The organism is Streptomyces sp. NPDC048514 (assembly GCF_043199955.1).
Lineage (GTDB): Bacteria > Actinomycetota > Actinomycetes > Streptomycetales > Streptomycetaceae > Streptomyces.
Genome location: NZ_JBICWT010000003.1, coordinates 1 through 20,688, shown reverse-complemented (window position 1 = coordinate 20,688; position 20,688 = coordinate 1). Strand labels below are relative to the sequence as shown.

Annotated in this window: 21 protein-coding genes and 3 pseudogenes; 9 read left to right on the top strand and 15 right to left on the bottom strand. The window is 68.1% G+C overall.

The window, feature by feature from the left end:
• Nucleotides 1–307: 307 nt before the first annotated feature.
• The 4 genes and pseudogenes from ACGFT2_RS06020 to ACGFT2_RS06005 form a co-directional block, all read right to left on the bottom strand.
• A complete protein-coding gene (locus ACGFT2_RS06020) occupies nucleotides 308–712 on the bottom strand; it encodes an acyl-CoA thioesterase (RefSeq protein ID WP_393274917.1) in 405 nt (134 codons plus the stop codon).
• A gap of 296 nt (nucleotides 713–1,008) precedes the next feature.
• Nucleotides 1,009–1,995: an MBL fold metallo-hydrolase gene (locus ACGFT2_RS06015; RefSeq protein ID WP_393273948.1), complete on the bottom strand. Its 987-nt coding sequence runs from the start codon at nucleotides 1,993–1,995 to the stop codon at nucleotides 1,009–1,011.
• Complete coding sequence (locus ACGFT2_RS06010; protein WP_393273945.1) at nucleotides 1,992–2,456, bottom strand: PaaI family thioesterase; 465 nt, start codon at nucleotides 2,454–2,456, stop codon at nucleotides 1,992–1,994. Before ACGFT2_RS06010 ends, ACGFT2_RS06015 begins: the two co-directional genes overlap by 4 nt.
• A 271-nt stretch (nucleotides 2,457–2,727) precedes the next feature.
• Nucleotides 2,728–2,928 (bottom strand): annotated as a pseudogene (locus ACGFT2_RS06005) (transposase); the annotation flags it as partial.
• On the opposite strand from ACGFT2_RS06005, the gene ACGFT2_RS06000 reads away from it, so the two are divergent.
• Both ACGFT2_RS06000 and ACGFT2_RS05995 read left to right on the top strand, forming a co-directional pair.
• A complete protein-coding gene (locus ACGFT2_RS06000; protein WP_393273944.1) occupies nucleotides 2,863–3,222 on the top strand; it encodes a sodium-independent anion transporter in 360 nt (119 codons plus the stop codon). The pseudogene ACGFT2_RS06005 and the gene ACGFT2_RS06000 overlap by 66 nt on opposite strands.
• Nucleotides 3,223–3,690: 468 nt before the next feature.
• Nucleotides 3,691–3,897: a hypothetical protein gene (locus ACGFT2_RS05995; RefSeq protein ID WP_393273942.1), complete on the top strand. Its 207-nt coding sequence runs from the start codon at nucleotides 3,691–3,693 to the stop codon at nucleotides 3,895–3,897.
• 127 nt (nucleotides 3,898–4,024) lie between these two features.
• On the opposite strand, the gene ACGFT2_RS05990 is transcribed toward ACGFT2_RS05995, so the two are convergent.
• The 5 genes and pseudogenes from ACGFT2_RS05990 to ACGFT2_RS05970 all read right to left on the bottom strand — a co-directional run bounded on the left by ACGFT2_RS05990 (nucleotide 4,025) and on the right by ACGFT2_RS05970 (nucleotide 9,108).
• Nucleotides 4,025–4,675, bottom strand: coding sequence for an HAD family hydrolase (locus ACGFT2_RS05990; protein WP_393273940.1), 651 nt, complete (start codon nucleotides 4,673–4,675; stop codon nucleotides 4,025–4,027).
• 24 nt (nucleotides 4,676–4,699) lie between these two features.
• Nucleotides 4,700–5,725, bottom strand: a pseudogene (locus ACGFT2_RS05985) (transposase).
• A 197-nt stretch (nucleotides 5,726–5,922) separates the two neighbouring features.
• A complete protein-coding gene (locus ACGFT2_RS05980) occupies nucleotides 5,923–7,314 on the bottom strand; it encodes an NAD(P)/FAD-dependent oxidoreductase (RefSeq protein ID WP_393273938.1) in 1,392 nt (463 codons plus the stop codon).
• Entirely contained in the window at nucleotides 7,307–8,500 is a 1,194-nt protein-coding gene (locus ACGFT2_RS05975; protein ID WP_393273936.1) for an MAB_1171c family putative transporter, read from the bottom strand. The genes ACGFT2_RS05980 and ACGFT2_RS05975 overlap by 8 nt, the downstream gene beginning before the upstream one ends.
• Nucleotides 8,497–9,108, bottom strand: coding sequence for a toxin (locus ACGFT2_RS05970; protein WP_393273934.1), 612 nt, complete (start codon nucleotides 9,106–9,108; stop codon nucleotides 8,497–8,499). Before ACGFT2_RS05970 ends, ACGFT2_RS05975 begins: the two co-directional genes overlap by 4 nt.
• A gap of 1,451 nt (nucleotides 9,109–10,559) precedes the next feature.
• Between ACGFT2_RS05970 and ACGFT2_RS05965 the strand changes: the two genes are divergently transcribed.
• Both ACGFT2_RS05965 and ACGFT2_RS05960 read left to right on the top strand, forming a co-directional pair.
• Nucleotides 10,560–10,727, top strand: a complete 168-nt coding sequence (locus tag ACGFT2_RS05965) for a hypothetical protein (protein WP_393273932.1) — start codon at nucleotides 10,560–10,562, stop codon at nucleotides 10,725–10,727.
• Between the two features lie 180 nt (nucleotides 10,728–10,907).
• Nucleotides 10,908–11,222, top strand: coding sequence for an NIPSNAP family protein (locus ACGFT2_RS05960; protein WP_393273930.1), 315 nt, complete (start codon nucleotides 10,908–10,910; stop codon nucleotides 11,220–11,222).
• Nucleotides 11,223–11,300: 78 nt separating this feature from the next.
• Here the strand turns inward: ACGFT2_RS05960 and ACGFT2_RS05955 are convergent, their stop codons facing one another.
• Nucleotides 11,301–11,852, bottom strand: a complete 552-nt coding sequence (locus tag ACGFT2_RS05955; RefSeq protein ID WP_393273929.1) for a hypothetical protein — start codon at nucleotides 11,850–11,852, stop codon at nucleotides 11,301–11,303.
• A gap of 14 nt (nucleotides 11,853–11,866) precedes the next feature.
• Here ACGFT2_RS05955 and ACGFT2_RS05950 point away from each other — a divergent pair.
• Nucleotides 11,867–12,238: pseudogene (locus tag ACGFT2_RS05950) on the top strand (YdcF family protein); the annotation flags it as partial.
• Nucleotides 12,239–13,100: 862 nt separating this feature from the next.
• Entirely contained in the window at nucleotides 13,101–13,349 is a 249-nt protein-coding gene (locus ACGFT2_RS05945) for an SCO4226 family nickel-binding protein (protein ID WP_393273927.1), read from the top strand.
• Nucleotides 13,350–13,413: 64 nt separating this feature from the next.
• Here the strand turns inward: ACGFT2_RS05945 and ACGFT2_RS05940 are convergent, their stop codons facing one another.
• The 4 genes from ACGFT2_RS05940 to ACGFT2_RS05925 form a co-directional block, all read right to left on the bottom strand.
• Complete coding sequence (locus ACGFT2_RS05940) at nucleotides 13,414–13,779, bottom strand: hypothetical protein (RefSeq protein ID WP_393273925.1); 366 nt, start codon at nucleotides 13,777–13,779, stop codon at nucleotides 13,414–13,416.
• Nucleotides 13,780–14,218: 439 nt separating this feature from the next.
• Entirely contained in the window at nucleotides 14,219–14,668 is a 450-nt protein-coding gene (locus tag ACGFT2_RS05935; RefSeq protein ID WP_393273924.1) for a hypothetical protein, read from the bottom strand.
• Nucleotides 14,669–15,634: 966 nt separating this feature from the next.
• Entirely contained in the window at nucleotides 15,635–16,015 is a 381-nt protein-coding gene (locus tag ACGFT2_RS05930; protein ID WP_393274915.1) for a DUF2267 domain-containing protein, read from the bottom strand.
• A gap of 458 nt (nucleotides 16,016–16,473) precedes the next feature.
• Nucleotides 16,474–16,905: an Hsp20/alpha crystallin family protein gene (locus ACGFT2_RS05925; RefSeq protein WP_393273922.1), complete on the bottom strand. Its 432-nt coding sequence runs from the start codon at nucleotides 16,903–16,905 to the stop codon at nucleotides 16,474–16,476.
• 128 nt (nucleotides 16,906–17,033) lie between these two features.
• On the opposite strand from ACGFT2_RS05925, the gene ACGFT2_RS05920 reads away from it, so the two are divergent.
• Nucleotides 17,034–17,666, top strand: a complete 633-nt coding sequence (locus ACGFT2_RS05920; protein WP_393273920.1) for a type III effector protein — start codon at nucleotides 17,034–17,036, stop codon at nucleotides 17,664–17,666.
• A 92-nt stretch (nucleotides 17,667–17,758) separates the two neighbouring features.
• Here the strand turns inward: ACGFT2_RS05920 and ACGFT2_RS05915 are convergent, their stop codons facing one another.
• Entirely contained in the window at nucleotides 17,759–18,934 is a 1,176-nt protein-coding gene (locus tag ACGFT2_RS05915) for an MFS transporter (RefSeq protein WP_393273918.1), read from the bottom strand.
• Nucleotides 18,935–18,988: 54 nt separating this feature from the next.
• Here ACGFT2_RS05915 and ACGFT2_RS05910 point away from each other — a divergent pair, with 54 nt between their 5' ends.
• Together ACGFT2_RS05910 and ACGFT2_RS05905 are read left to right on the top strand one after the other, a co-directional pair.
• Complete coding sequence (locus ACGFT2_RS05910; RefSeq protein ID WP_393273916.1) at nucleotides 18,989–19,732, top strand: AraC family transcriptional regulator; 744 nt, start codon at nucleotides 18,989–18,991, stop codon at nucleotides 19,730–19,732.
• A gap of 351 nt (nucleotides 19,733–20,083) precedes the next feature.
• Nucleotides 20,084–20,467, top strand: a complete 384-nt coding sequence (locus ACGFT2_RS05905; RefSeq protein WP_393273914.1) for a helix-turn-helix transcriptional regulator — start codon at nucleotides 20,084–20,086, stop codon at nucleotides 20,465–20,467.
• Nucleotides 20,468–20,688 lie beyond the last annotated feature (221 nt).

The following is a 20,688-nucleotide window of genomic DNA, read 5'->3' as shown; positions in this document are numbered from 1 at the left end:
GTGGGACACCACTCGGGCGAGACGTCTCACCGCCTCATACGCAGGCAGGGACTCGGCAGCCTGAGAGGACGCCGGGCATCCCGGGCGGCCGGACGACGGATGGCGGGCGGCCGGAGCAGTACACCCCCGTTGCCCCTCCGGCCTGCAGTGATGCCGCTACGACGACTACATTCCGTCGCATCTCGGAATCGCCACGATTCGGCTCGAGATGGGCTCGTTCCGGGCTAGATCTTGCGGGGCAACGGGATTTTGAGTAGGTCGAAGGTTCGGAAGCGCCGGACCTTCCCGCCGGGAGATCCGGTCGCCGTCACAGGTCGATGGCGTATTCGGTGACGGCGTCCTGACCCTGTTTGAGGATCTCGTCGGGGAGCGGGCAGGAACGGCGCGCCTCGGTGTCGATGTAGAGGCCGGTCAGCAGGGTCACCGCCGCTACCTCACCGGTCGCCCCGTTCTGCATCTCATGAAAGAACTCCAACCCTTTCCGAAATGCTTTCCTGATCCCGGAGTGAATGACGACGGTGTCCCCGGACAGCAGTTCGCGCCGGTAAGCGATCCTCTGCTCGACGGCCACCATCCCCCGTTTGTGGGAGCGCAGGTGATTGGCCGTCAGGCCGATGTCGGCGAACAGGTTCCAGGTGGCCTCGTCGAACTTCCCCACGTACCACATGACGTTCATATGTCCCATGTGGTCGCAGTGCCAGGGATACACCATTCCACGGTAAGTCGACAGTAGAGCAGGCATGTAGTTCCTTTCAGGACGGTCGGTCCAGGGTCTCGGTACGCCGCGTTGCCCCGATGGGCTCCTCTCATTCTCCGGTGGATCTGGGCAGGGCACTGCCTCGTCGGCACGGACGGCCACAGCGACTCCACGAAATAGCGCCGGGCCGCACCCGTGTCGCCGGCTTCAGCACGCTCGCCGACCGCGCCCGGCGCGGCGCCGACGGCCTGATCGTTCCGCTCGACACTGTCGTACGGCGGACGGACACGCCCGACGGGCCGGCCTATGTGTCAGCGCGGCTCCGTCGCTTCCCAGGCTCGGGGAAAGGGCACCCGCAACGCCTCGGGTGCCACGGGGGAGTGGTCCGCGGCGGCGTGGAGGCGTCCGTGACGCATGATCACGGCGCCGCTGGCGAGCATCGTGGTGACCAGCTCCGTGGCGAGGGCCTCGGGGGTCGTGTCCAGGAGGCGGGCGGCGTCGGTCAGCCAGCCGCGGACGTGGAGGTACGGCTCGACCTCGTCGGCCGGGATCCCGTCGCGGATCATCAGGGCGAAGGCGAAGATCCGACGGGCGCCGTACCAGGTGGCTCCGGCCGGGTCGTCGACGAGCCGCTGGGCTCGGCGCAGCGCGGCGGCGAACGCGGCTGCCGGGTCGGCGGGTATCGGACCGTGGGACGGGAGGATCACGCGCGGCTCGAGGTCGGCCATCCGTCCGAGGGAGGCGAGCGCGGTGGCCGCCGCGTCGGGACCGTCGAGGGCGACGTTGACCCAGCCGACGTCGTAGTCCGACAGCGCGTCCCCGACCACCAGCAGGCGCTCATCCGCCTGCCACAACGCCAGATGACCCGGAGTGTGGCCGGGGGTGCGCACGACCATCCAGTCGGCTTCGCCCAGCCGCAGGACCTGACCGTCGTCGAGCGAGACGTCCACGGTGTACGGGGCGACGGGCTGGTCGAGGTACTCGGCCACGCAGCAGCCGGGGTCCCGCCGAGTGATGGCCTCGGCCTCCGGGGCTCCCGCGGCGATGGCAGCTCCCCGGCTCTGGAGAAGGGCGTTGCCACCGACGTGGTCGGAATGCCAGTGGGTGTTGACGACCAGGTCGATGTTGCCGGCGTGGGCGCGGGCCCAGTCGGCGGTCTCGTCGGCATGACCGACGAAGCCGCTGTCGATCAGCGCTGGTCGCCGCCCGGGCAGGAGAAGGGTGTTGGCGTCGGGGAAGGGCCGCTGCCACCACGTCAGCCAGGACGGCAGGGCCGCACCGGAGGGATCGAGGCTCATGCGGGGCTCCAGTCGCTGCGGATCAGGGTCTGCAGACCGCTGGCGACGACTGTGCGGGCGCCGTCGGCCTGGCCGCCGTAGACCCTTGATGGACGGACGGTCAGGGTGCGTCCGGGCCTGAGGAGGGTGCCGAGCATCTCTGGGTGGTCGCCGGCGGCGGCCGCGAGAAGGTCGATTTCGTGCTCGGCGGTCAGGACCTCCGATTCCTCGTCGAACCCGGCGAACGTGGCGTGTCCGCAGGCGTCGTCCGCGATGGCGTTCGTGGCGCCGGCGTGCATGTGGCCGTGCTGACGTTTCACCTCGGGGCGAGCTGGGAGCAGGCTGTGTTCCCGGCCCGGCCCGACTCGATTGATCCGCGCGCCGACGTGGGACGTGAGGCCCTCCAGGCCGGAGCTTTTCTGGAGGCGGTTCCGCACCGCGGGGCTCGCCTGTTCCTGCTGTGTCCGGTCTTCCACGTGCATGCTCTCCTTCGGGCTGTGTCAGGTGGAGCGGAACGGACTCCTCAGCCGGCCCGGCCTTCCACCGGCAAGAGACCGCCGATGGCGATCATCATGGCACCGGTGGCACCGGTGGCACCGGTGGCACCGCTGGCACGGGCGGCCCAGGGGCGGCCGCCCGACCCCCGTAGCCGCGGACCGTCGCGGGTGGATCATGGCCCACCCCGACCCCCGCCGGAGAACGAGCGGTCCAGGCTGAAGCCGGTGCTCGCGCAGCGCCCTGAACTGCACGAACTCGCCGGTCACGTCCGCACATCCGGGGGATGATCACCGAACGGACCCGGATCTGCGGGACGGCATCCAGCAGCGGCAGGAGCTGGGAGACTTCGTGCCGATTGCCGCCGGTGAGGGTGACGGCGAGCGGCGTTCCGTGGCGGTCGACGATCAGGTGGTGCTTCGAGCCGGGGCGGGCGCGGTCGACGGGGGAGGGGCCGACGAATCCGAGGACACGGGGGTGCTGTTCAACCGGGTGGACGCTCCGCTGTTCCTCGCCAACGCCAACCGCGTCCACCACAGGATCCCGCGGTACGTGGTGCTGGACACCGGAGCGGTGTTCCACGTGGACGCCACCGCGGCGCAGGCCCTGGCGCGGCTCACCGCCATTCCTGCGAGGCACCACCGCGAGCTGGTACTCGCACGTCCCCGGGAGGCGGTCCTAGCCGCACTCCACGCCGACCCCTCCGAAGGCGGGGCCACTCGAGGGCCTGTGTACCACGAGCGCACTGGCTGAAGCAGTCGACCCACGTAGGCTCGAGCCACTTGCTCATCACCGGTGATCTGAACGAGCAGTTGCCGGCATCGGCCACCAACGGAGGAGACAGCGTCGCTGGACCGGCGGCGGTGCTGAGTGGGGCTGCCGCATTCCACCGAAAGCCCGCCGAGGGCTGGGTGCCGTTTCCCCCTGTTCCTGCAGAAGTTCTTCCAGGACGGTTTGCAGAGCGTCGTTGAGGGCGGTTGCAGGGTCGCGGCTCAGCCAGCCATTGGGCTCGCCGAAGAAGTAGGTCTCGATACCGGCTTGTGTGGTAGCCCGAGGTCCGCTGCCTCGGCCCGGCTCCCGGATGTTCTTCGCCCCTCTTACCAGATTCGCTAGGCTGGCGGGTGTTTGTCCGCAAGAGGCGGCAATGTCTTCATGAGAATGTTTGGTTCCATCCGGACGCCTCCTTGCCTCCCGGAGAAACTCCAAGCGGCGGACAATCCGGTGACCGACGTCCTCCTGCGGCAGTTGATCACCGGACAGCAGCAGCTCGACGGCGTGGACGGGCTCGCCACTGGCGATCGACAGCTGCTCCAGCCGCTGCCTGTCGAAGATGTCGCGACGACTCCTGCCGGCCCCGAGTGGGGAGTCGATGTGCCTCAGGGGCTCGTCGAGCGCGCGGAGCGGTTATCTCACCGGCAGGTCTCCTGAAGTCGGGTGAGTGTTCAATGCGATGCGCGAGACCATAATCGGTGCGGCCGTCGCTCATCCAGCACAGCGGTGAGGTCCGATGTCCTGGAGCAATTGTCAATTCGTGTGGATGGGACGGTGCAGGTGACTACCGCTCCGCGATGAGTGTCGGCAGTTTGCGCATGTCATAGAAGACGGTGGTGTTGGGGCCTTCAAGTCGTTCAGCCGGGGTGAGCCCGCCGGCATAGCCGAAAGATCGCATGCCGGCGGCGCGGGCAGCGCGGACTCCGGGCTGGCTGTCCTCGATCACCACGCAGGCTGCGGGATCGACGCCCATCTGTCGGGCGGCGTGCAGGAACAGGTCCGGGGCGGGCTTGCCGTGAGAGACCTCAGTTGCGCTGAAGATGCGGCCCGCGAAACGTTCGTAGAGTCCGGTGCGGCCGAGGGTGTGCCGCATCTTGTCGTGGGAGCCGCTGGAGGCGACGCAGGTCGGCAGGGTGAGTGCGTCGAGGGCTTCTGGCAAACCCTCGACCGGGGAGAGCTCGGCGTCCACGGCCTCGCGGTGAAGCTGCTCGAACCTCTCCGACCAGGTCGCGGCTGTGTCCTCGCCGAGCTGAGCTGTGACCTGGTCGCGGATGGCAGCGTGTGAGCGCCCGATGAACCGGTCCACGACCTCGTCCTCGGTCAGCGGCCAGCCCAACTCGGCTCCCAGGGCGACCTGCACGCGTGCGGCGATGCGCTCGCTCTCGACCAGCACGCCGTCGCAGTCGAATATGACGAGTTCAATGGGCTTGATCATCCCCGCAGCATAGGACCTCACCAGTCAGGCAGCTGTGCTGCTATCAGAGCGTTCGACCAAGACGCCGTAGGCGAACTTGGCAGCGGAGCGGACCAGGGCGACGAGGTGGGCTCCGGTGATCGCGCGCCAGCGGTCCTGCGCGGACTCGGCCAGCTTGAACACCATCGCGAGCGCGGCGGCGGGACTGCCAGCACCGCGGGTGACCTTGGTGCGGAGCTTGACCGTGGAGCACGTCGACTCGATCGGGTTCGTGGTCCGCAGGTGGATCCAGTGCTCGGCGGGAAAGTCCTAGAACGCGAGCAGTTCCTCCCGGTCCTCGGTGATCTTCGCGACCGCCTTGGGCCACTTGGCGCCGTAGGTCTTCGCGAACGCGTCGATCGCCTTCTCCGCATGCGCGCGGTCCTCGGCGTTGTAGATCTCCTGCATAGCCTTCGTCGCGCCCGGTTGTGCGGACTTCGGCAGGCTATTCGGAACACTTCGGGCTTTGTGGACCCAGCACCTCTGATGCCTAGCACCGGGGAACACTTCGGCGAGCGCCCGCCATAGGCCCATCGCGCCGTCGCCGAAGGAAGCGGCGTGGTCGTCGCTCCACTGCTTCGTCAGCCGGGTGTCCGTGGCCGGCGAAAGCCCGGCCGCCGAGCCGAGGAACTGTTCCAGCGCCGGGACGAAGTCCCCGTAGGAGAGTCCGTGCAGGTAGAACAGCGGGAGCACCTCGGAGACCTTCGGCGACTTGCGGCACCATGGCGGCAGGATCTTCGAGGAGAACCGCTGCCGCTCGCCGGTCGCATCGTCGACCCGCCGGTCGTTCACCCGCGGCGCGGTGACCTCGACCGGGCCGGCCGCGGTGACCACCGTCCGGGGTCGGTGGTGGCCGTTGCGGACCACCCTACGACGCCCGCGCTCATCGATCTCGGATGCCAACTCGGCTATGTATCGGTTGACTTCCGCCTCCAGCGCGGCGGCCATCATCCGGCGGGCGCCCTCGCGGACGATCTCGTCGATCAGGGCACCGGACACGGTGGAACCGTCGGCAGTGACTACGCTGAGCACGGGCGTGCCTTCCCGACCCGCGCTGCAACGCGGGCCTACTCGATGACCATCAAAGGATCATTCGGGAAGGTACGCCCTCCGCATCCCTCCCGGAACCGATCCACAGGTCTCGAGCATTGCCCGATGTCCTGGAGCCGGACGTGGTGAAGCCCCACACGTCGATCGTGCGGGGTCCGGACGTTCAAGGACAAGCTTGCTCAGGAACTGGCTGCTGCTCGCTCCTGGTCCGAGATGGGTGGTCCTTGCAAGTGCGGCCTCCTGGGCCCGAACAGCATGGGGATCAGCATGTCCGGGGAAAACAGTCGCGTGGCCGGCTTCTCCATGCTCATCACGTCCAGCAGGGCACCGAGGGCACGGGGGTTGCCGGCGCCGTTGGCCACAGCTCGGTCGACGAACCGAGCCAGGAACCGTTCCACAGCGGTCGGCGGGGTGCTGCTGGCCCCCGGATAGAACGCGTCCTGGCCGACAGCCAGATCCCAGGCGGCCGCCACAGGGCGGCCAGCGGCCAACTGGAGGCGCCGAGCGGTACCGCGTGCCGCGATGCTCTTGGTGCGCAGCACGTCGCGAACGGCAACAGCCCCTTGTGCAGCGACCGTCAGACCGTGTCCATAGACCGGGTTGTACCCAGCGATGGCATCGCCGAGCAGGGCAAAGCCATCGGGCCAGGCTTGCGACTTCTCGTAGTAGCGGCGATGGTTCGCAGTGCTGCGGGTGGTGGCCACTTCGCTGAGTGGCTCAGCGCCGCGAAGTAGTTCACCGATGATGGGGTCCCCGAGACCGAGAGCGAAGTCTACGAACGCCTCCGGATCCGAGGTGGGCTCTCCGCCACGTGTGCCGGAAAGGGTGACGATCCACCGATTCCCTTCTATGGGCAGGATGATGCCTCCCTGCCCAGGTGCCTTCGCGGGGTTGGCCTGGACATTGACCAGCGGGAAGTCCAGGCCGGCGGCTGTGCCGGGTGCACGGTAGACACGGGTGGCATAGGCCACCCCCGCGTTGACCTTGCGCTGGGCGATCGGGGGGAGCCCGAGGTCTTCGAGCCACTGGGGGGCCCGAGATCCACGGCCGGAGGCATCAATGACTAGGTCAGCGCTCAAGGTTGATTCCTCGTCACCTGTACGGGCTCGCACGCCGGTGACCCGGGCGGCCGTGCCGTTCAGGCCGAGAACGGTGGTCTCCTGACGGACGGAAACGTGTGGATGGGAGAGGACTCGTTCCCGGAGCACGAAGTCGAGCAGGTCGCGGGAGCATACGAGGTTGCGGTGATGGGTTGATGTGAAACGCCGGAACCAGATCTCATTCGGGGCGCGGGAGATCATGTCACCCATGATGTGAACCAGGCGGCCGCCCTTGCCCACGATGTCGTTGACGATGCCTGGCAGCAACTCGTTGAACGCATTCACGCCTCCACTCCACACGAGGTGCGCGTGCCGGGACTGGGGCACACCGCGGCGGGGTTCGGGGCCGGCGGGGAGGACATCGCGCTCAATGATGGTGACCTCGGCGACCTCGGCTAGCGCGGCCGCGGCGAAGAGGCCTGCGGCGCTCGCGCCTATGACGATGGCGGTGGGGCGGGCTCTGTCAGGCATGTGCGTTCGTGCTTTCTGTGCCGGTCACTCGCTGGCGGATGCTGTCAGTGGTGCGTGGGTGCTGCAGGGCTGATGCGATGGCATCGATGTGGTTCGTGATGTCCGGGCCGATCGCGGACGCAGGTCCGCTGCCGGGGCTGCGCGGGGTTTGGGCCTGGTAGGCGGCGGTCGCGGCTTGGATCGCCACGGCACCGGCTATGCCCCGTGCCGCGCTCTCGCCGTGCGAGGCCACCGCGGTCGTGTAGGCCCGGTTGTAGAGGCTGTAGTCGTAGAAGGGTGAGAGCAGGCGCAGGGAGTCGTGGATGCGCTGCCGCCGAGCCAAGAGCCGCAGGTCTAGAGGGGTCCAGAGATTGAGGCGGGCCAGAGGGCCGGCAGGCTGGACTACTCGGATCGCTCGCGACAAGGAGCGCAGACGCCGGTAGTCACGCTGATCCCGATGTCGTTGCTGTATGAATGGCCCGGCTTGCGGGGCGATGAAACCGATAGCCACGAAGGTGGCTTCCAGGAGCGCGAAGGGCGGTGCTGCGTTGGTGCTGAGAAAGTCAAGGTTCCCGCCGGTCCAGCGGGCACCGATCGCGATGAACTTCAATGCATCGAAGACGAGGCCCAACGCGTAGCCCAGCTGCAGGAATATAACCCCGGTCTTAAGCCAGCGGTTAGTGACCTCGGGAAACCACTTCCACAGCATGGATGCCGCGACCAGGCACGATACCGTGTGCGCGACGATGTACAGCATTGTGTGTTCGCGCATCCACGGTGTGTTGGCATAATAGGTGTCGAGGTCGTAGATGCGTGGTCGCGGTACATCCGCCAGCAGGAAGGTCACCCACAGGGCGGCGATGATTCCGGCGTATACCCAGTACACGGTGATCATCCGTCGGCGCCGCCGCGCTGATGGCTCTTCTCGCCACCTCATGATCATGGTCAATTCTGTGGCGCAGAATGCCGTCAAGAAGCTGTACGCCCAGGGAGAGGCTATGTTCGGGATGCCGGTCAGCTTGTTGAGCCGGTCGATGTTGACCGGAGTAATGACGACGAGAACGGCAGTGGCCAAGGCCAGTAGTAGCGTCGTGGCCCGTACGTCGGGGTCCCGCCAGGCCCGCACGAGGGTGGGGGCCTTCAGGGCCAGGGCTAACGCCAGTAGCAGCGTGGGGAGGGCGTAGGGAATGAGGAAGTGAGGGTTCATCCGAGTATGCGTCCGCCGCGGTTCAGGAGGGACAGGTTTATTCGGCCCTCGAGGGTGGCCGCGTTCACGGGACCCTGGGCGTACCGTCCGGTCATCCACGTGCGGACTTCTCGGCCGAACAGCAGCCCGAAGGTTTCCGCGTCGACCTCGTGGGTGTCGCCGGACTCGGCCCGAGCAGCCACTGTGAGGATCGCGGCCATCGGCACCTCTTCGGCGGCAAGGATCTCCTGGGCGGCTTGCCGGATGGCATCCGGCCCGGGGAGGGATGTCAGAGTGCGGGTCGAAGCCTGCAGCCCGCCGATGTGGTGACTGCAGTCCCCCTGTTCCTCGTGCCACAGTTCGTGACCGAGGATGACCAGTTGGGCCTCGGGAACGGTGGTGTCGTCGACTACGATGATGGAGTACTCCCCGCAGTCCAGACGCATCCCGGACACCGGCAGATCGGGCGGGAACGCTCGGAACACGAGCTGGATCGGACGGCCTTTGCGGGCGCTCATGGCTCGACAGAACTCTGCCATGACCACCCTTGGCTCCGCCGGTCGTTGGACTGACTTGGCTGCCTCGCGGCCGAGACTTGCGAGCAAAGACCTCATTGCCCGGGCGCTCATCGGTCAGGTCCCCCGTCTCGCGGAGGAACCGGTACCCCTGGCTGCGCTCTGCTCAACCCGTGCTCGTCGATGACTGCGTCCAGGCGCTGAGGAGCCGCGGACAGGGGTGGATTGAATGGCTCCAACGATGAACTCCTGATGGGGCAGCGATCGAGCTTCCTTCGGCCGCATCTTACGTCGGCGTTGCAACCATGGAAACGAACGTTGTGCATGTAACTACGATCAGTCACACGCGCCTTGCGCATCGCCCCCGGCACGGGGGTGGAGTACGGAGACACGTCCACCAGCGGGAAGGCTGTGAGCCAGTCACGGCATCCCGCGTACTTGGCTGTGGCGGGGTGGTACCTCCAGGACGACTGCGGTGCCGGCCCGGGTGCGGTCCTCGTGCATGGTGATCTGCTGGCCGGGCTGCCTGTGCGTCCGACGAGGTGGGTGAGGGGCGCCCGATGCCCCGCGTAGGTCACAGAGCGCCGGCGCGGGAGATTGGCGGCGTGCGTCGTGTCTCGGCGGCAGGGCGGAGCGTCACGTCCGCCCGGATCGCGCCGTTGCGGATCTCAGAGGACCGCCCATGGCGCCAGGCCGCGCTTCGCTCATGCCGGACCTGCTCGCTGTCGTCGGCGTCCCGGCCGTTGCCGGCGCCGTCGGCCGTCCCAGACGCCGACCGGATGCCCTCCTTGCGGACCGCGGCTACGACCACGGCAAGTGCAGCCGACTACTGGCGACCGGCGCTGCACGCCACGGGGGTGCCGACGTCGACAACGTGCCACAGCAAGGAGGGGGGAGCCGCACAGCACAACCTGCGCCTCAACTGGACCGATGGATAAGAAAGTATGCCTCGATGGATACAGGAGTTGACATTGATGCTCGTGTCTTGCCGGGATCTCCTTGAATGTGACGATCAGTCACAGCAGAGCAACTTGGCGTGTCAGGCATGCCGTACCTCCGCTCGGCGTATCGCAACCATGTCTGCTCCGTGCTCCATCTCATGCAGGTTGATCGCTGGCAGCCACCGCACAGGCGCAGTTCGTCCGTAGCTTCGGTGCCGTGCCATCGTGTAGATCGCAATCGACCGGAGTCTCCTTCTCGCATTCGCTAACCGAGCTGTGGCCACTGGCTTGGGGGTTGATGTATAAGCGCCGAGTTCCTCACTCGGTGCCGTGAGATGGCGGATCGGCACGCGCCGGACGGCGAGTGGGAACCGTCCAGCCACTGCCTCCTTGATCAGTTCGGCGAGACGATGGACATGATTGCGGACACTTCCCGGTTGCTCACCCGGACACGCAGCGGCATGCGCAGAATCGCCGGCAGGGCGCGCGGGTGCCTGCAGGACGTCGACGTCGGGCGTACTGGCCGCCCCGCCTTCCCGCCGGGCATGATCCGGGCGGCATCTCGCGTCTGCGAGCGCGATAGCCGGGCATACGGGCCTCACCCCCTTCTGAGAGGAGCTCGTCATGCTCGGCATAGTCGCGGCAGTACTGTTCTTCGTTTCGTTCTTGATCAACGCGGCTGATATCAGTACCAACGATGCGTTTTCTTCGACGAACGTCATGCTGCTGGGGCTGACGGCGCTGGCCCTGCATGTGGCCGGAATCGGTGCCGGCTGGACCCGTAGACGCTGACCCCTGCACGCTCGGTCCTCCGGTGACAACCCGTCACCGGAGGACCGCAGACAGGAGGACCGCTACGCCTCTTTCTGGCCTGCCTGGCCCGCGACAAGCCTCAGGGACTGGAGGCCACCCGGACGGGCCGTCAGACGACGGTGCGCAGCGGACGGAGCGGGACGGCGTTAGCCTCGGAGAGTGATTACTTGCGTGGTGGAGTACGTGATCGATCCGGCGAAGATCGAGTCGTTCGAGAGCTTTGGGCGCCGCTGGATGGAGCTGGTCGACCGGCATGGTGGCACACACCACGGCTACTTCCTGCCTGCAGAGGGCGCCAGCGACAAGGCGATCGCTTTGTTCAGCTTCCCCAGCCTCGCCGCGTACGAGGAGTATCGAGCGCTGTTCGGCAAGGACCCCGAGTTCATCGATGCGGACCGCATCAGGGATGAAAGTGGTTGCGTGCTGCGTTACGACCGCACCTTCATGCGCCCACTGCTACCCGGATCCCCCTGATCAGCCGCACTGAATGGTCCCCATCACAGCTGACGGCCTCAGTCAAAGGAGATGACCTTTGGAGGTCATCTCCTTGCGTTAGATGTCGCGCCGTTGCCCCAGCAGGCGGGCCTGTTCCCTCTTCAGCTGGGCGAACCCCTTGCGTGCGTACGCGGCAATCTCCTCGCTGGGGAACGGTACGACTGAGAGGTGCTGGTCGTCGCTGCCCTGTCCCCATCGGGCGGCTGTGATCTCGTAGCCCGATACGTGTGCGCACAGCTGAAGCAGGAGTGGCGGCATCTCTGGTTCGCTCAAAAGGTCGGCGTGCTTGATGACGAGGTTGCGCATGGCCTGGATGTTCGGGAGGAAGACGGTCATGACCCACAGCCGCCACTCGGCGAGCTCCTCTTCGGTGGGTGGCGTCTCTTGAGCGAAGGGTGATTTACCGTCAGGGCGAGCATTGCGCTCCATGAACGCACCGAAGATGCGGCTGTTGGCTTCGGTGAGGGCGAACAGGGGGCCATAGAAGTCGCTGAGCTGGCGATTTACGCGAGCTAGGCGTTCATGGCGCTGCGACAGGCGCAATCCGTTGAGGTAGGTGACGACGTAGCCGGCGAAGGCCAGCCCGATGGTGACGACCACTGCGATCATGAAGCGTGATGCTAGTGAGCGTCAGCGGCGGTGCGATCAGCGGCGGCGCCACGGAGGCTCAGTTGATGGCTGACTACGCGAAGTCGGTGCTTGAGTTCGACGGCACGGTGCTCCTCGAAGAACAAAGCACGACGACCTGGGAGAACATCACGGACGTGATCCCACTGCTTGAGGACGTGGATCGCATCAAGATCGCCTCCCAGCCAGCTCATGCGCTCAAGGCCCGTGCGTACTTGCGGCGGCAGCGCCCCGATCTTGCAGAGAGGCTGGTGCGCGCGGAGGACTACCGCCCTGGCGAGTGGATGGTCGTCAAACCGTTGTTGGCTCTGTACGGACTTTGGACACTCCGCGGCCTCAAGGCCGACGAGCGGCAGGTCTCGCATTAGACAGCCGCTGTCGCTTGGCCTCACGCATGGTGGTTCATGAGCCCACGCCAGCAGGTGATGCTGCGCCCCACAGTGAGGAGGGCTTCTTGGATGTCGTGCCGATCTCCTGGCGGATCCGCGGGCGGCGCACGGGGATCTTCGGGGTATCGCGACTGATCCCCGTTGAGGTTGCGCCGGACTTGGGAGACGAACATGACCCTCGCCTGAGCTGCCACGCGATGCCTTTGACGGAGCCCATCGAGCGTCACCGGGAGCGAAGGCGCCTCCTCCGCACAGCGGCGCAGCAGGTCGGTGCACCTAACGGGTCTCCCTCGGTGAACAGCGCGGCGGCCAGTCCGACCTGGTCCATGACGCGCACCCGCTCGAACCCCGGCTCGCGCAGGGCAAGGGCGTAGATGAAGTGGACGCTCGCGGGCTTGCGCTGCCGGCCGAACCTGGCGTGGTCGCGGGCGGTAACCGCGCGGGCACCGGCGTGCTCGGCAGCGGCGAAGTGCGCCGTCCATTCCGGACGTCGTCGGCCAGACCGTGGGCCACCAGCTCGTCCGCGGCGCCGAGGTGCCGCTCGGTATCACGCTCGTCACCGAGCGGCGTGATGCGGTCCGGGATACGGCGGGCGACTGCGGTGAGCCGGGCGATGATCGCCGAGCGGTACAGTCCGCCGCCCTCGGAGGCGTCGGCCTTCGTGGAGAACACGCGGTGCGTGCGGCTGCGACTCGGATGGCGGCTGCGGGCCTGGTCAGCACTGCCAGGGCGGCTGACCGGCACGCGCGTGCCGTACCGGATGCCCCGCCCGCCCGCCGGGCGCAGCATGGAGGTGAGCAGGTGGAAAGCACCGGTGGTAGTGAAAAGGAGGTGTGGGCCCATGGCTAAGTTCATGGACGTACACCGCGACATGCACGGCATCACAGCGGATCAACTGCTGGAAGCGCACCAGGCCGACCTCGCCGTCGAGGAGGAGGAGTCCGTGCACTTCGAGCATGCCTGGGCGGACCCCGAGTCCGGTCTCGTCTACTGCCTCTCCGAGGCACCCTCCGCCGAGGCCGTCCAACGCGTCCACGAGCGCGCCGGGCACCGCGCGGACGAAGTGCATCCGGTACCACTCCAGGTCTGAGGGCCTGGGACGACCTACATCAGCACGCGGAGAAGGGACTGGCCGTACTGCTTTTCCGTCCTGATCAGGCGCGGTCGGTCAGTTCCTCGGCGAACACCTGCGAAAGAGGCTGCGGCCCCACATACTGCTGGCAGTTGCACTGGCCGGCTTCGTAACGCAGTGGCTGCTTCTTCTCGTCCCAGGCCGTCGGTACCTCGACGCGTTCGTGACACCGGCCTTGCTTGTCGTGCTTGGCGAGATGGTGCGTGCATCCACACACTGGCTCAGGGGACCTCTTCGCCGCTTCTACGGCCAAACGTTCCTGCCTCGCTGCCTCCAGCAGCTGCAACTTGCGCTCATGCCGATTGCGCAGTGCGGTGCGGACGTTGTCGGCTGCCCAGGCGAAGCCGCCCGTCCAGAAGACGATGAGCACCCACCAGAACCAGTCCACCCGCAGTCCCCTTCCCCCTGTGCTGCTGCGGGCCAGTATAGGTGGCTCATCCGAGGCTTCACCTGTCATGCGGGCCAGGGACACAGCGGTGCCCCGGTTGCGAGCGCACGGGCGAGTGCAGCGCCTTCCGCCCGGCGGTTGCGCGGTAATTCGGCTGCTGGGGGCGGTTCCACGTCCCGGAGAGCGGCCATCGGACACGGCCGGTGCACTGTTGCCTCACCCCCGGGCGACAGCCCTTGGCGTAGGTGGGGTCCGCTCTCGCCTGCCAGGGGCCGGAGCCGGCATTGCTGCGAAGGCGGTGACGCTCGGGGACCTGGGCTGCGAGCGTACGCGGTACGCCGGCGCACCCGTCCCGCATGCAGGACGGGTGCGCCGAAGCTGGTGTCGCGCGGGGCCGGGTGGGGTGTGTCCGGTCGTATTCCGCGTGACCGGTTTGTCGTTACGGGGTGGCGATGATCATGTCTCCGAAGAGGCTGTAGAGGACGGTCCGTTCGAAGGTGAAGGACTTGGCCGCTTTGGTGGCGCGGTAGACGTTTGCGATCGGCTCGCCGTCCTGGGTGGCCTGCTTCACGGTGTATCCGGCGTGCTTGAACGCGCCGATGCAGTCGTTGAACGAGCTGATGGGGTTCAGGTTGAAGAAGGCCCGGGGGGTGTCGCCGTCGTTCTTTCCGGCGGCCATGAGGACCACCTGACTGCTCGTGGGCACCCTCTTCTCGAAGCCGCCCGACGACGGGGCCTTGGGGAGTACCGGGTGGCCGGCTTGCACCTGGACGACGAGAACGGTGTCGGCGGTGAAGGTCTGCCGTGCCTCCAGGATCAGCTTCACGCCCTGCTTCGTGGCGTTGTAGACGTTGCTGATCGGCTCACCGTCCTGGCGGCCCTGGGACACGGAGTAGCCCGCCGCCTTCAGCCTGGCCGTGTAGTCCTTGACCGTCTTCTGCGCGCTGGTGTGGGCGTCGAAGAAGGCCGCCGAGTGACCGTCCCGTCTTGCCGGTCCCGATAAGGGTCGTGTGGGGGCCGGGGGCGGGCAGCCGGACCTGGTTGGCCGTCGTCGAAGCGGCTACCGCATGAGCGCTGTGAACCGCAGGCATCGTGGACGCCGCGGCACGCTGCGGCGCCGCGTAGGCGGCGTGCTGGGAACCGAATGCGGCCAGGCCCGCCAGCAGGCTGACGCCGAGCACGGCAGTCGGGACGCGCCGCGCCCGCCGGTCCCGGTGCCCGGAGGCCGTCACGCGCGCGGTGCCGGCCGCGTCCGCGTTCGCCGCAGCGGTCCGCGAGCCGGCCGCCGGCGCAGGGGGAAATGCCATGACTACTACTCTTTGTACGGGAAACGCGATCTTCCCTCAAGAGGACATGCACCGGCCCCGCACGGTTCGGAGTAATCACTACTCCACATTGCGACCGGCAGGGCACTGCGGAACACGCGAGCACGACGTGTTCGATCTCCACCGAGCACAGCAGACCACCACCCCCCGCAACCGTCCGTCGGTCCTCCCGATCACCCCCCGGCCTGCTCCACCGGGACGACACGGTCCACGCCGACAAGGCCCACGGGACCTCGTGGCGGACAGGCCCTGGCCGACGACAGCGCAAGCAAGTCCGGCACCCGCACAACCTCCGGCCTGCGCGCCGGGGCCGCCCGTTGGATGGCCAAGCGGTACGCCCGCGTGGAGGTCTGCATGCGGATCGACGGACGAGGGGCGGGGGAGGGTGGGGTGACGTTGGCGTGGCTCATGCCGGGCGTGCCGACTCGTCGGTGCCGGCGGTCGAGCGGGCGGCGGTGATCACCTAATGGGCCTCGAGGCGCAGGGCGGACCGCGTCGCGGCGGTCGCGTCCGAGCACGCATGTCGGCGGCTACGCGGCGGTGGTGAGCTGGGCGCGGCCGAACAGCAGCGAGTAGCCGGAGGGGAGTTTGTGCAGGATGCGGGTGATGAGGTCGGGGCCGGCGTAGGCCGCGACGGCGGAGAAGACGGTTCCGGTGTCCCAGCGGGTGGTGGCCAGGGAGGCGCCGGTGCGGGCGGCGAGGTCCTTGACGAAGGCCGGGCCGGTCAGCGGCTGGGTGTCTGGGATCTGCGCGGTGAGGATGCGTGCGGCTTCGAGGGGGAGGCGGGGGGCCAGTTCGACGCGTTCGTCGCCGGTCAGCTGGCGTCCCAGTCCCGCGAGGACGAGGCGGACGACTTCCTCGGCCTTCTCTCGGGTGGGGTAGGCGCCGTCGTAGCGGACCTTTTCCAGCATCTGCTCGTACGCCCTTGTGCAGGGCTGCTGGAGGGGTGCGCTCTGGTCGGGCTTCACTGCGGTGATTGCCTTTCTGTCACCAGGGTCGTGGTGGCCGGTGTGCGGTCACCGAGGGTGGGTGGTCAGGTGGGGTGGGAGTGGCCGAAGAGGAAGGTGGGGTGGGGGTGGCCGAAGAGGGGTCGTAGCCCGGAGTCAGGCGAAGTCCTCCGGCGGACGCGGTGCCGCTGGGTGCGTACCTCGCCGACCAGGTGTGCGCCCGGCGGGGCGGGCACCACGCGGTCCACGCGCTCGGCCTCTTGCGAGGAGATGTATTCGCCGCGTGCCCTCCACCTGGTCGAGGAACGCTTCCCGTCGCGCACTCACGTCGGCCGCGCCCCTTCCTCGGTCCATGGGGCGCGGAGGACGGGAGAGGGATCAGGTCCCGTCCTCCACCGCTGGTCGGCGTTCGGCTGTCCGGCTCAGCCGGAGATCTCCTTGCGGCCGGATCCGACGCCGATGGAGATCTTGCGCGGCTTGGCGCGCTCGGCGATCGGGATGCGCAGGGTGAGCACGCCCGCGTCGTAGTCGGCCTGGATGTGCTCGGTGTCGAGGGTGTCGGCGAGTGCGATCTGGCGGGAGAAGACGCCCAGCGGCCGCTCGGACAGCTCCATCTGCACGTCGTCGGCCTTCGCCACCGGCCGGCGCTCGGCCTTGACCGTCAGCATGTTCCGCTCGACGTCGATGTCGATCGCGTCCGCGCTGACGCCCGGGAGGTCGAAGGCCACCACGTACTCGTCGCCCTCGCGGTAGGCGTCCATCGGCATCGCAGACGGCCTTGACCAGGTGCCCGGTCCCATCAGCTGCTGTGCCAGCCGGTCCAGCTCACGGAAGGGGTCAGTGCGCATCAACATCGTGAAAACACCTCCAGCAGGTTTGGGCAGTTGCTGCCAATGCGCTTCACTGGAACCGTTGTAACATGTCATCCAATGGATGACAAGCGGGATGTCGTCCATCCGATGACAAGGAGAGGGAGGTGCCCATGACCGCAGCCGACCAGCCGGCGTCGTCCAGCGCCGACACGCAAGGCCCGGCCTCGTTCCTCGCCGCCGCGGCGGCCCTTAAAGCCATAGATGACGCCCTGCACGCGGCCCGGCACGAGGCCTCCGGTACTGCTGAGACCCACGACGTCGGCCCGCAGCAGGCCCTGGCCTCGCTCCTGCTGCTGCGGCAGGTACGCGAGCAGCTGGCCGGATGGGAATCCGGCCTGATCGAAACCGCCCGCCACGCGGGCGCCAGCTGGGCCGACCTCGCCCACCCCCTCGGCGTCGCCAGCCGCCAGGCCGCCGAACGCCGCTACCTGCGCGGCCGCCCCGGTCCGGCCGGGACCACCGGCGAGCAGCGCGTCCAGGCCACCCGTGAACGCCGCGCCGCCGAACGCACCACCGCCACCTGGGCCCGCCGCAACGCAGCCGACCTGCGCCGCATCGCCGGCCAGATCACCGCCCTCACCGACCTGCCCGCCGCGGCCCACCACCCGCTGAGCCGGCTTCACGCAGCCCTCGCCCAGGACGACCCCGCCGAGCTCATCGGCCCCCTCTACGCCACCCGCCCCCATCTGACCACCGCCCACGCCGACCTCGCCGCAGAAGTCGACACCCTCACGCCCCCCTGACCTCATCCGCTGTTCCACGCGGGTAGCCCTGGTCTGTGGTTCGGGGGATCTTCCGCGTCAGGAGTTCCGTGTGGCTGTTCGTGGGTGCGGCGTTATGCGTCTTGTGGTGCCGGTGCGGTGGGTTGGGGCTTGAGGACGGCGGGTTCGGGCAGGGCGCGCAGGAGCAGCCAGCTCAGGGCGGGCATGGTGATCAGGGGTGTCAGGGCTGTCCGCAGTGAGGTGGAGTCGGCCAGGCGTCCGAGCAGGGGACTGGTCAGGCCGCCGACGCTGACGGTGAGGCCGAGGGTGACGCCGCTGGCGGTGCCGATACGGGAGGGCAGATAGTCCTGTCCGAGGGTGACTTGGAGGGAGAAGGGGACGTACAGGCCGGCAGCGGTGAGGGCCACGAAAAGTGACATGGCCGGTCCGGGCGTGTAGATCACTCCGGTGACGGCGGCGATCGAGAGCAGGTAGGACCAGCGGGCGACGCGGACGCGGCCGTAGCGGTTGGCCAGGGCGCCGCCCAGGACCGAGCCGACGGCGCCGCCCAGGAACAGCAGGAACAGGGCGATGGTCCCTGCGGTGGCACTGCCGTGCGCGCGCTGCTGGGCGTAGAGCGAGATGAAGGTGCTCAGGCCGGTGAAGGCGATGGAACGGAAGACCACCGCAAAGGACAGCCTCACGAACGACGCCACGTCGTCGGCGCCTGCGCCCGCCGACATCGTGGAGGTGCTGGCCTGGCGCCGGCCGAGTATCCGGAGCACTGGTACGCACACGGCGACTCCGGCGAGTGCGGGCAGGACCAGGACCGGTGTCGCGCGCAGGGAGCCGTGCCCGACCACGACCGACACCATGATGGGAGCAAGTGCGAAGCCGATGTTGCCGCCCAGGGAGAACCAGCTCATCGCGCTGTGGCTGCCCCGGCTGGCCAGCCGGGCCGCGCGGGCGGATTCCGGGTGATAGGCCGCGACACCGATCCCGGAGATCGCGACGAAGACCAGGGTGAGTCCGTAGGACGCGCTCAGGCCGCTCAGGGCGATGCCCGCACCGCCCAGCAGGGTGCTGACGGGCAGCAGCCACGGCATCGCCCACCGGTCGGTGAGTGCGCCGAACACCGGCTGGGCCACCGAGGACAGGAGGGACGCGGCCAGGACGATGCCGGAGGCCACGGCATAGCTGTAGTCCCGTTCGGCCACGAAGAACGGGACCAGCGCCGCGACGGCGCCCTGGTAGACGTCGACGCACGCATGGCCCACGGCCAGCAGAGAGATTGATGTGTTCCTTCGCACCCGTCCATGCTGGGAGAGACGGTCACTGTCGCGCTTTCGATAGATTGCCAAGTGATGCAGAAGATCCGCCACACTCCCGTCGCACCCACCCGGACCCAGCGTCTGTCGTCCGGCGGCGAGATCGATGCTCACCGCCATGACGACCACCAGATCGTCTACGCCGGCCAGGGCACCGTCGCCGTGACCACCGACGCCGGCTCCTGGGTCGCTCCAGCCACCCGCGCGCTCTGGATCCCCGCCGGAACTGTCCACCGCCACCAGGCCCACGGCGAACTCGATCTCCACCTCGTCGGCCTGCCCGCCACGGAAAACCCCCTCGGCTTCGACAAGCCGGCCGTCCTCGCGGTCAGTCCCCTCCTGCGCGAACTCATCATCGCCTACACCCGCGCCCCCGAGGACGACAGTCCGCCCCGCCTGCGTCTACGCGCCGTCATGCTCGACCGGCTCACAATCTCCCCCGAGCAGCCCCTGCACCTGCCGACACCCACCGGCCCCCTGCTGCGGCAACTGCACGACATCCTGTGCTCCGACCCGGCGGACAACCGTTCCCTCGACGAACTCGGCCGACAGATCGGCGCCAGCGCCCGCACGCTCTCCCGCCACCTCCACGACGAACTCGGCCTCACCTACCCCCGATGGCGCACCCAGATCAGGCTCCACCACGCACTGATCCTCCTGGCCGACCACACTCCCGTCACCGCCGTCGCCCACCGATGCGGTTGGTCATCCGCCAGCACCTTCATCAACGTCTTCCGCCGCGCGTTCGGTCGCACCCCCGGCTCCCTGCCCGACGTGTGAGCAGGATCCTGCCGACTCACGGACCGTCGTGGTCCCGAACACGGACGGGTCCTGGCCGTCGGACCGGTCACCACCGACGACCCGACGCCGGGGACGCTGATGCTGTGCGGCGCCTATCAGCTGCACCGGTCCCGCCCGCACCCGCTGCTGACCTCTCCTTCCGGGCCTGGTCCGGCTGCCCAGCCAGGGCCGGCCGTTGGGCGGGGTGCTGGAGCTGCTGCGCATCGAGACGCAGGAGGCCCGGTCCGACGCGGCCGCGCCACCACTGGACTGCTCGACACCGCGCTGCTGTACATCCTGCGGGCCTGGTACGCCGAACACGCCCAGCCCACGGCCGGCTGAGCGGCGGCGTTGCACGACCCCGCCATCGGGCGGGCGCTGAGCGCGATCCACCACGAGCCGGCCCGTCCATGGACGGTGGAGGAGCTGGGTGTGATGGCAGGCCTGTCCAGGGCGGCGTTCGCGAAACGGTTCACCGCCTTCGTCGGCGAGCCACCGCCCGGCCATCTGACCTGGTGGCGGCTGACCCTGGCCGGCCAGCTGCTGCGCGAGGGCGACCAGCCGCTGCGGGTGGTCGCCCAGCGGACCGGTTATGCCTCGGAGTTCGCCTTCGACAGGGCGTTCAAGCGGAAGTACGGAATCGCCCCGGGCCGCCACCGGGCAAGGCGCTCGGACGCCGCTGGGCTGGTCTCTGCGCAGGAGACACAGGGAGAGGGGCTGGTCGGTGCCGGCTGACGGGAGCTGCACCACTGCGACCCACCGGACAGTGACCACTACCGGGTAGGCGTGGCTCCGCATGCCGATGCGCTAGTGGTGCCGGGGGGAGGGTGTGGTGTGGGGGGGTCTGTTTGGGTGGGGGTGGGGTGTGGTGGTGGTTGGTGGGCGAACTGTTTGGGTTGTGTGTCGTTGGGTGGGTTATGAGGAAGATGATGGTGGTGGTGGTTGTGGTGGTGGGT

Excerpts from the sequence above, each read along its gene's own strand:
- ACGFT2_RS06020 (WP_393274917.1), bottom strand. The coding sequence starts at position 712 with ATGGTGTATCCCTGGCACTGCGACCACATGGGACATATGAACGTCATG.
- ACGFT2_RS06015 (WP_393273948.1), bottom strand. The coding sequence starts at position 1,995 with ATGAGCCTCGATCCCTCCGGTGCGGCCCTGCCGTCCTGGCTGACGTGG.
- ACGFT2_RS06010 (WP_393273945.1), bottom strand. The coding sequence starts at position 2,456 with ATGCACGTGGAAGACCGGACACAGCAGGAACAGGCGAGCCCCGCGGTG.
- ACGFT2_RS05990 (WP_393273940.1), bottom strand. The coding sequence starts at position 4,675 with ATGATCAAGCCCATTGAACTCGTCATATTCGACTGCGACGGCGTGCTG.
- ACGFT2_RS05980 (WP_393273938.1), bottom strand. The coding sequence starts at position 7,314 with ATGCCTGACAGAGCCCGCCCCACCGCCATCGTCATAGGCGCGAGCGCC.
- ACGFT2_RS05975 (WP_393273936.1), bottom strand. The coding sequence starts at position 8,500 with ATGAACCCTCACTTCCTCATTCCCTACGCCCTCCCCACGCTGCTACTG.
- ACGFT2_RS05970 (WP_393273934.1), bottom strand. The coding sequence starts at position 9,108 with ATGAGCGCCCGGGCAATGAGGTCTTTGCTCGCAAGTCTCGGCCGCGAG.
- ACGFT2_RS05965 (WP_393273932.1), top strand. The coding sequence starts at position 10,560 with ATGCTCGGCATAGTCGCGGCAGTACTGTTCTTCGTTTCGTTCTTGATC.
- ACGFT2_RS05955 (WP_393273929.1), bottom strand. The coding sequence starts at position 11,852 with ATGATCGCAGTGGTCGTCACCATCGGGCTGGCCTTCGCCGGCTACGTC.
- ACGFT2_RS05945 (WP_393273927.1), top strand. The coding sequence starts at position 13,101 with ATGGCTAAGTTCATGGACGTACACCGCGACATGCACGGCATCACAGCG.
- ACGFT2_RS05930 (WP_393274915.1), bottom strand. The coding sequence starts at position 16,015 with ATGCTGGAAAAGGTCCGCTACGACGGCGCCTACCCCACCCGAGAGAAG.
- ACGFT2_RS05925 (WP_393273922.1), bottom strand. The coding sequence starts at position 16,905 with ATGTTGATGCGCACTGACCCCTTCCGTGAGCTGGACCGGCTGGCACAG.
- ACGFT2_RS05920 (WP_393273920.1), top strand. The coding sequence starts at position 17,034 with ATGACCGCAGCCGACCAGCCGGCGTCGTCCAGCGCCGACACGCAAGGC.
- ACGFT2_RS05910 (WP_393273916.1), top strand. The coding sequence starts at position 18,989 with ATGCAGAAGATCCGCCACACTCCCGTCGCACCCACCCGGACCCAGCGT.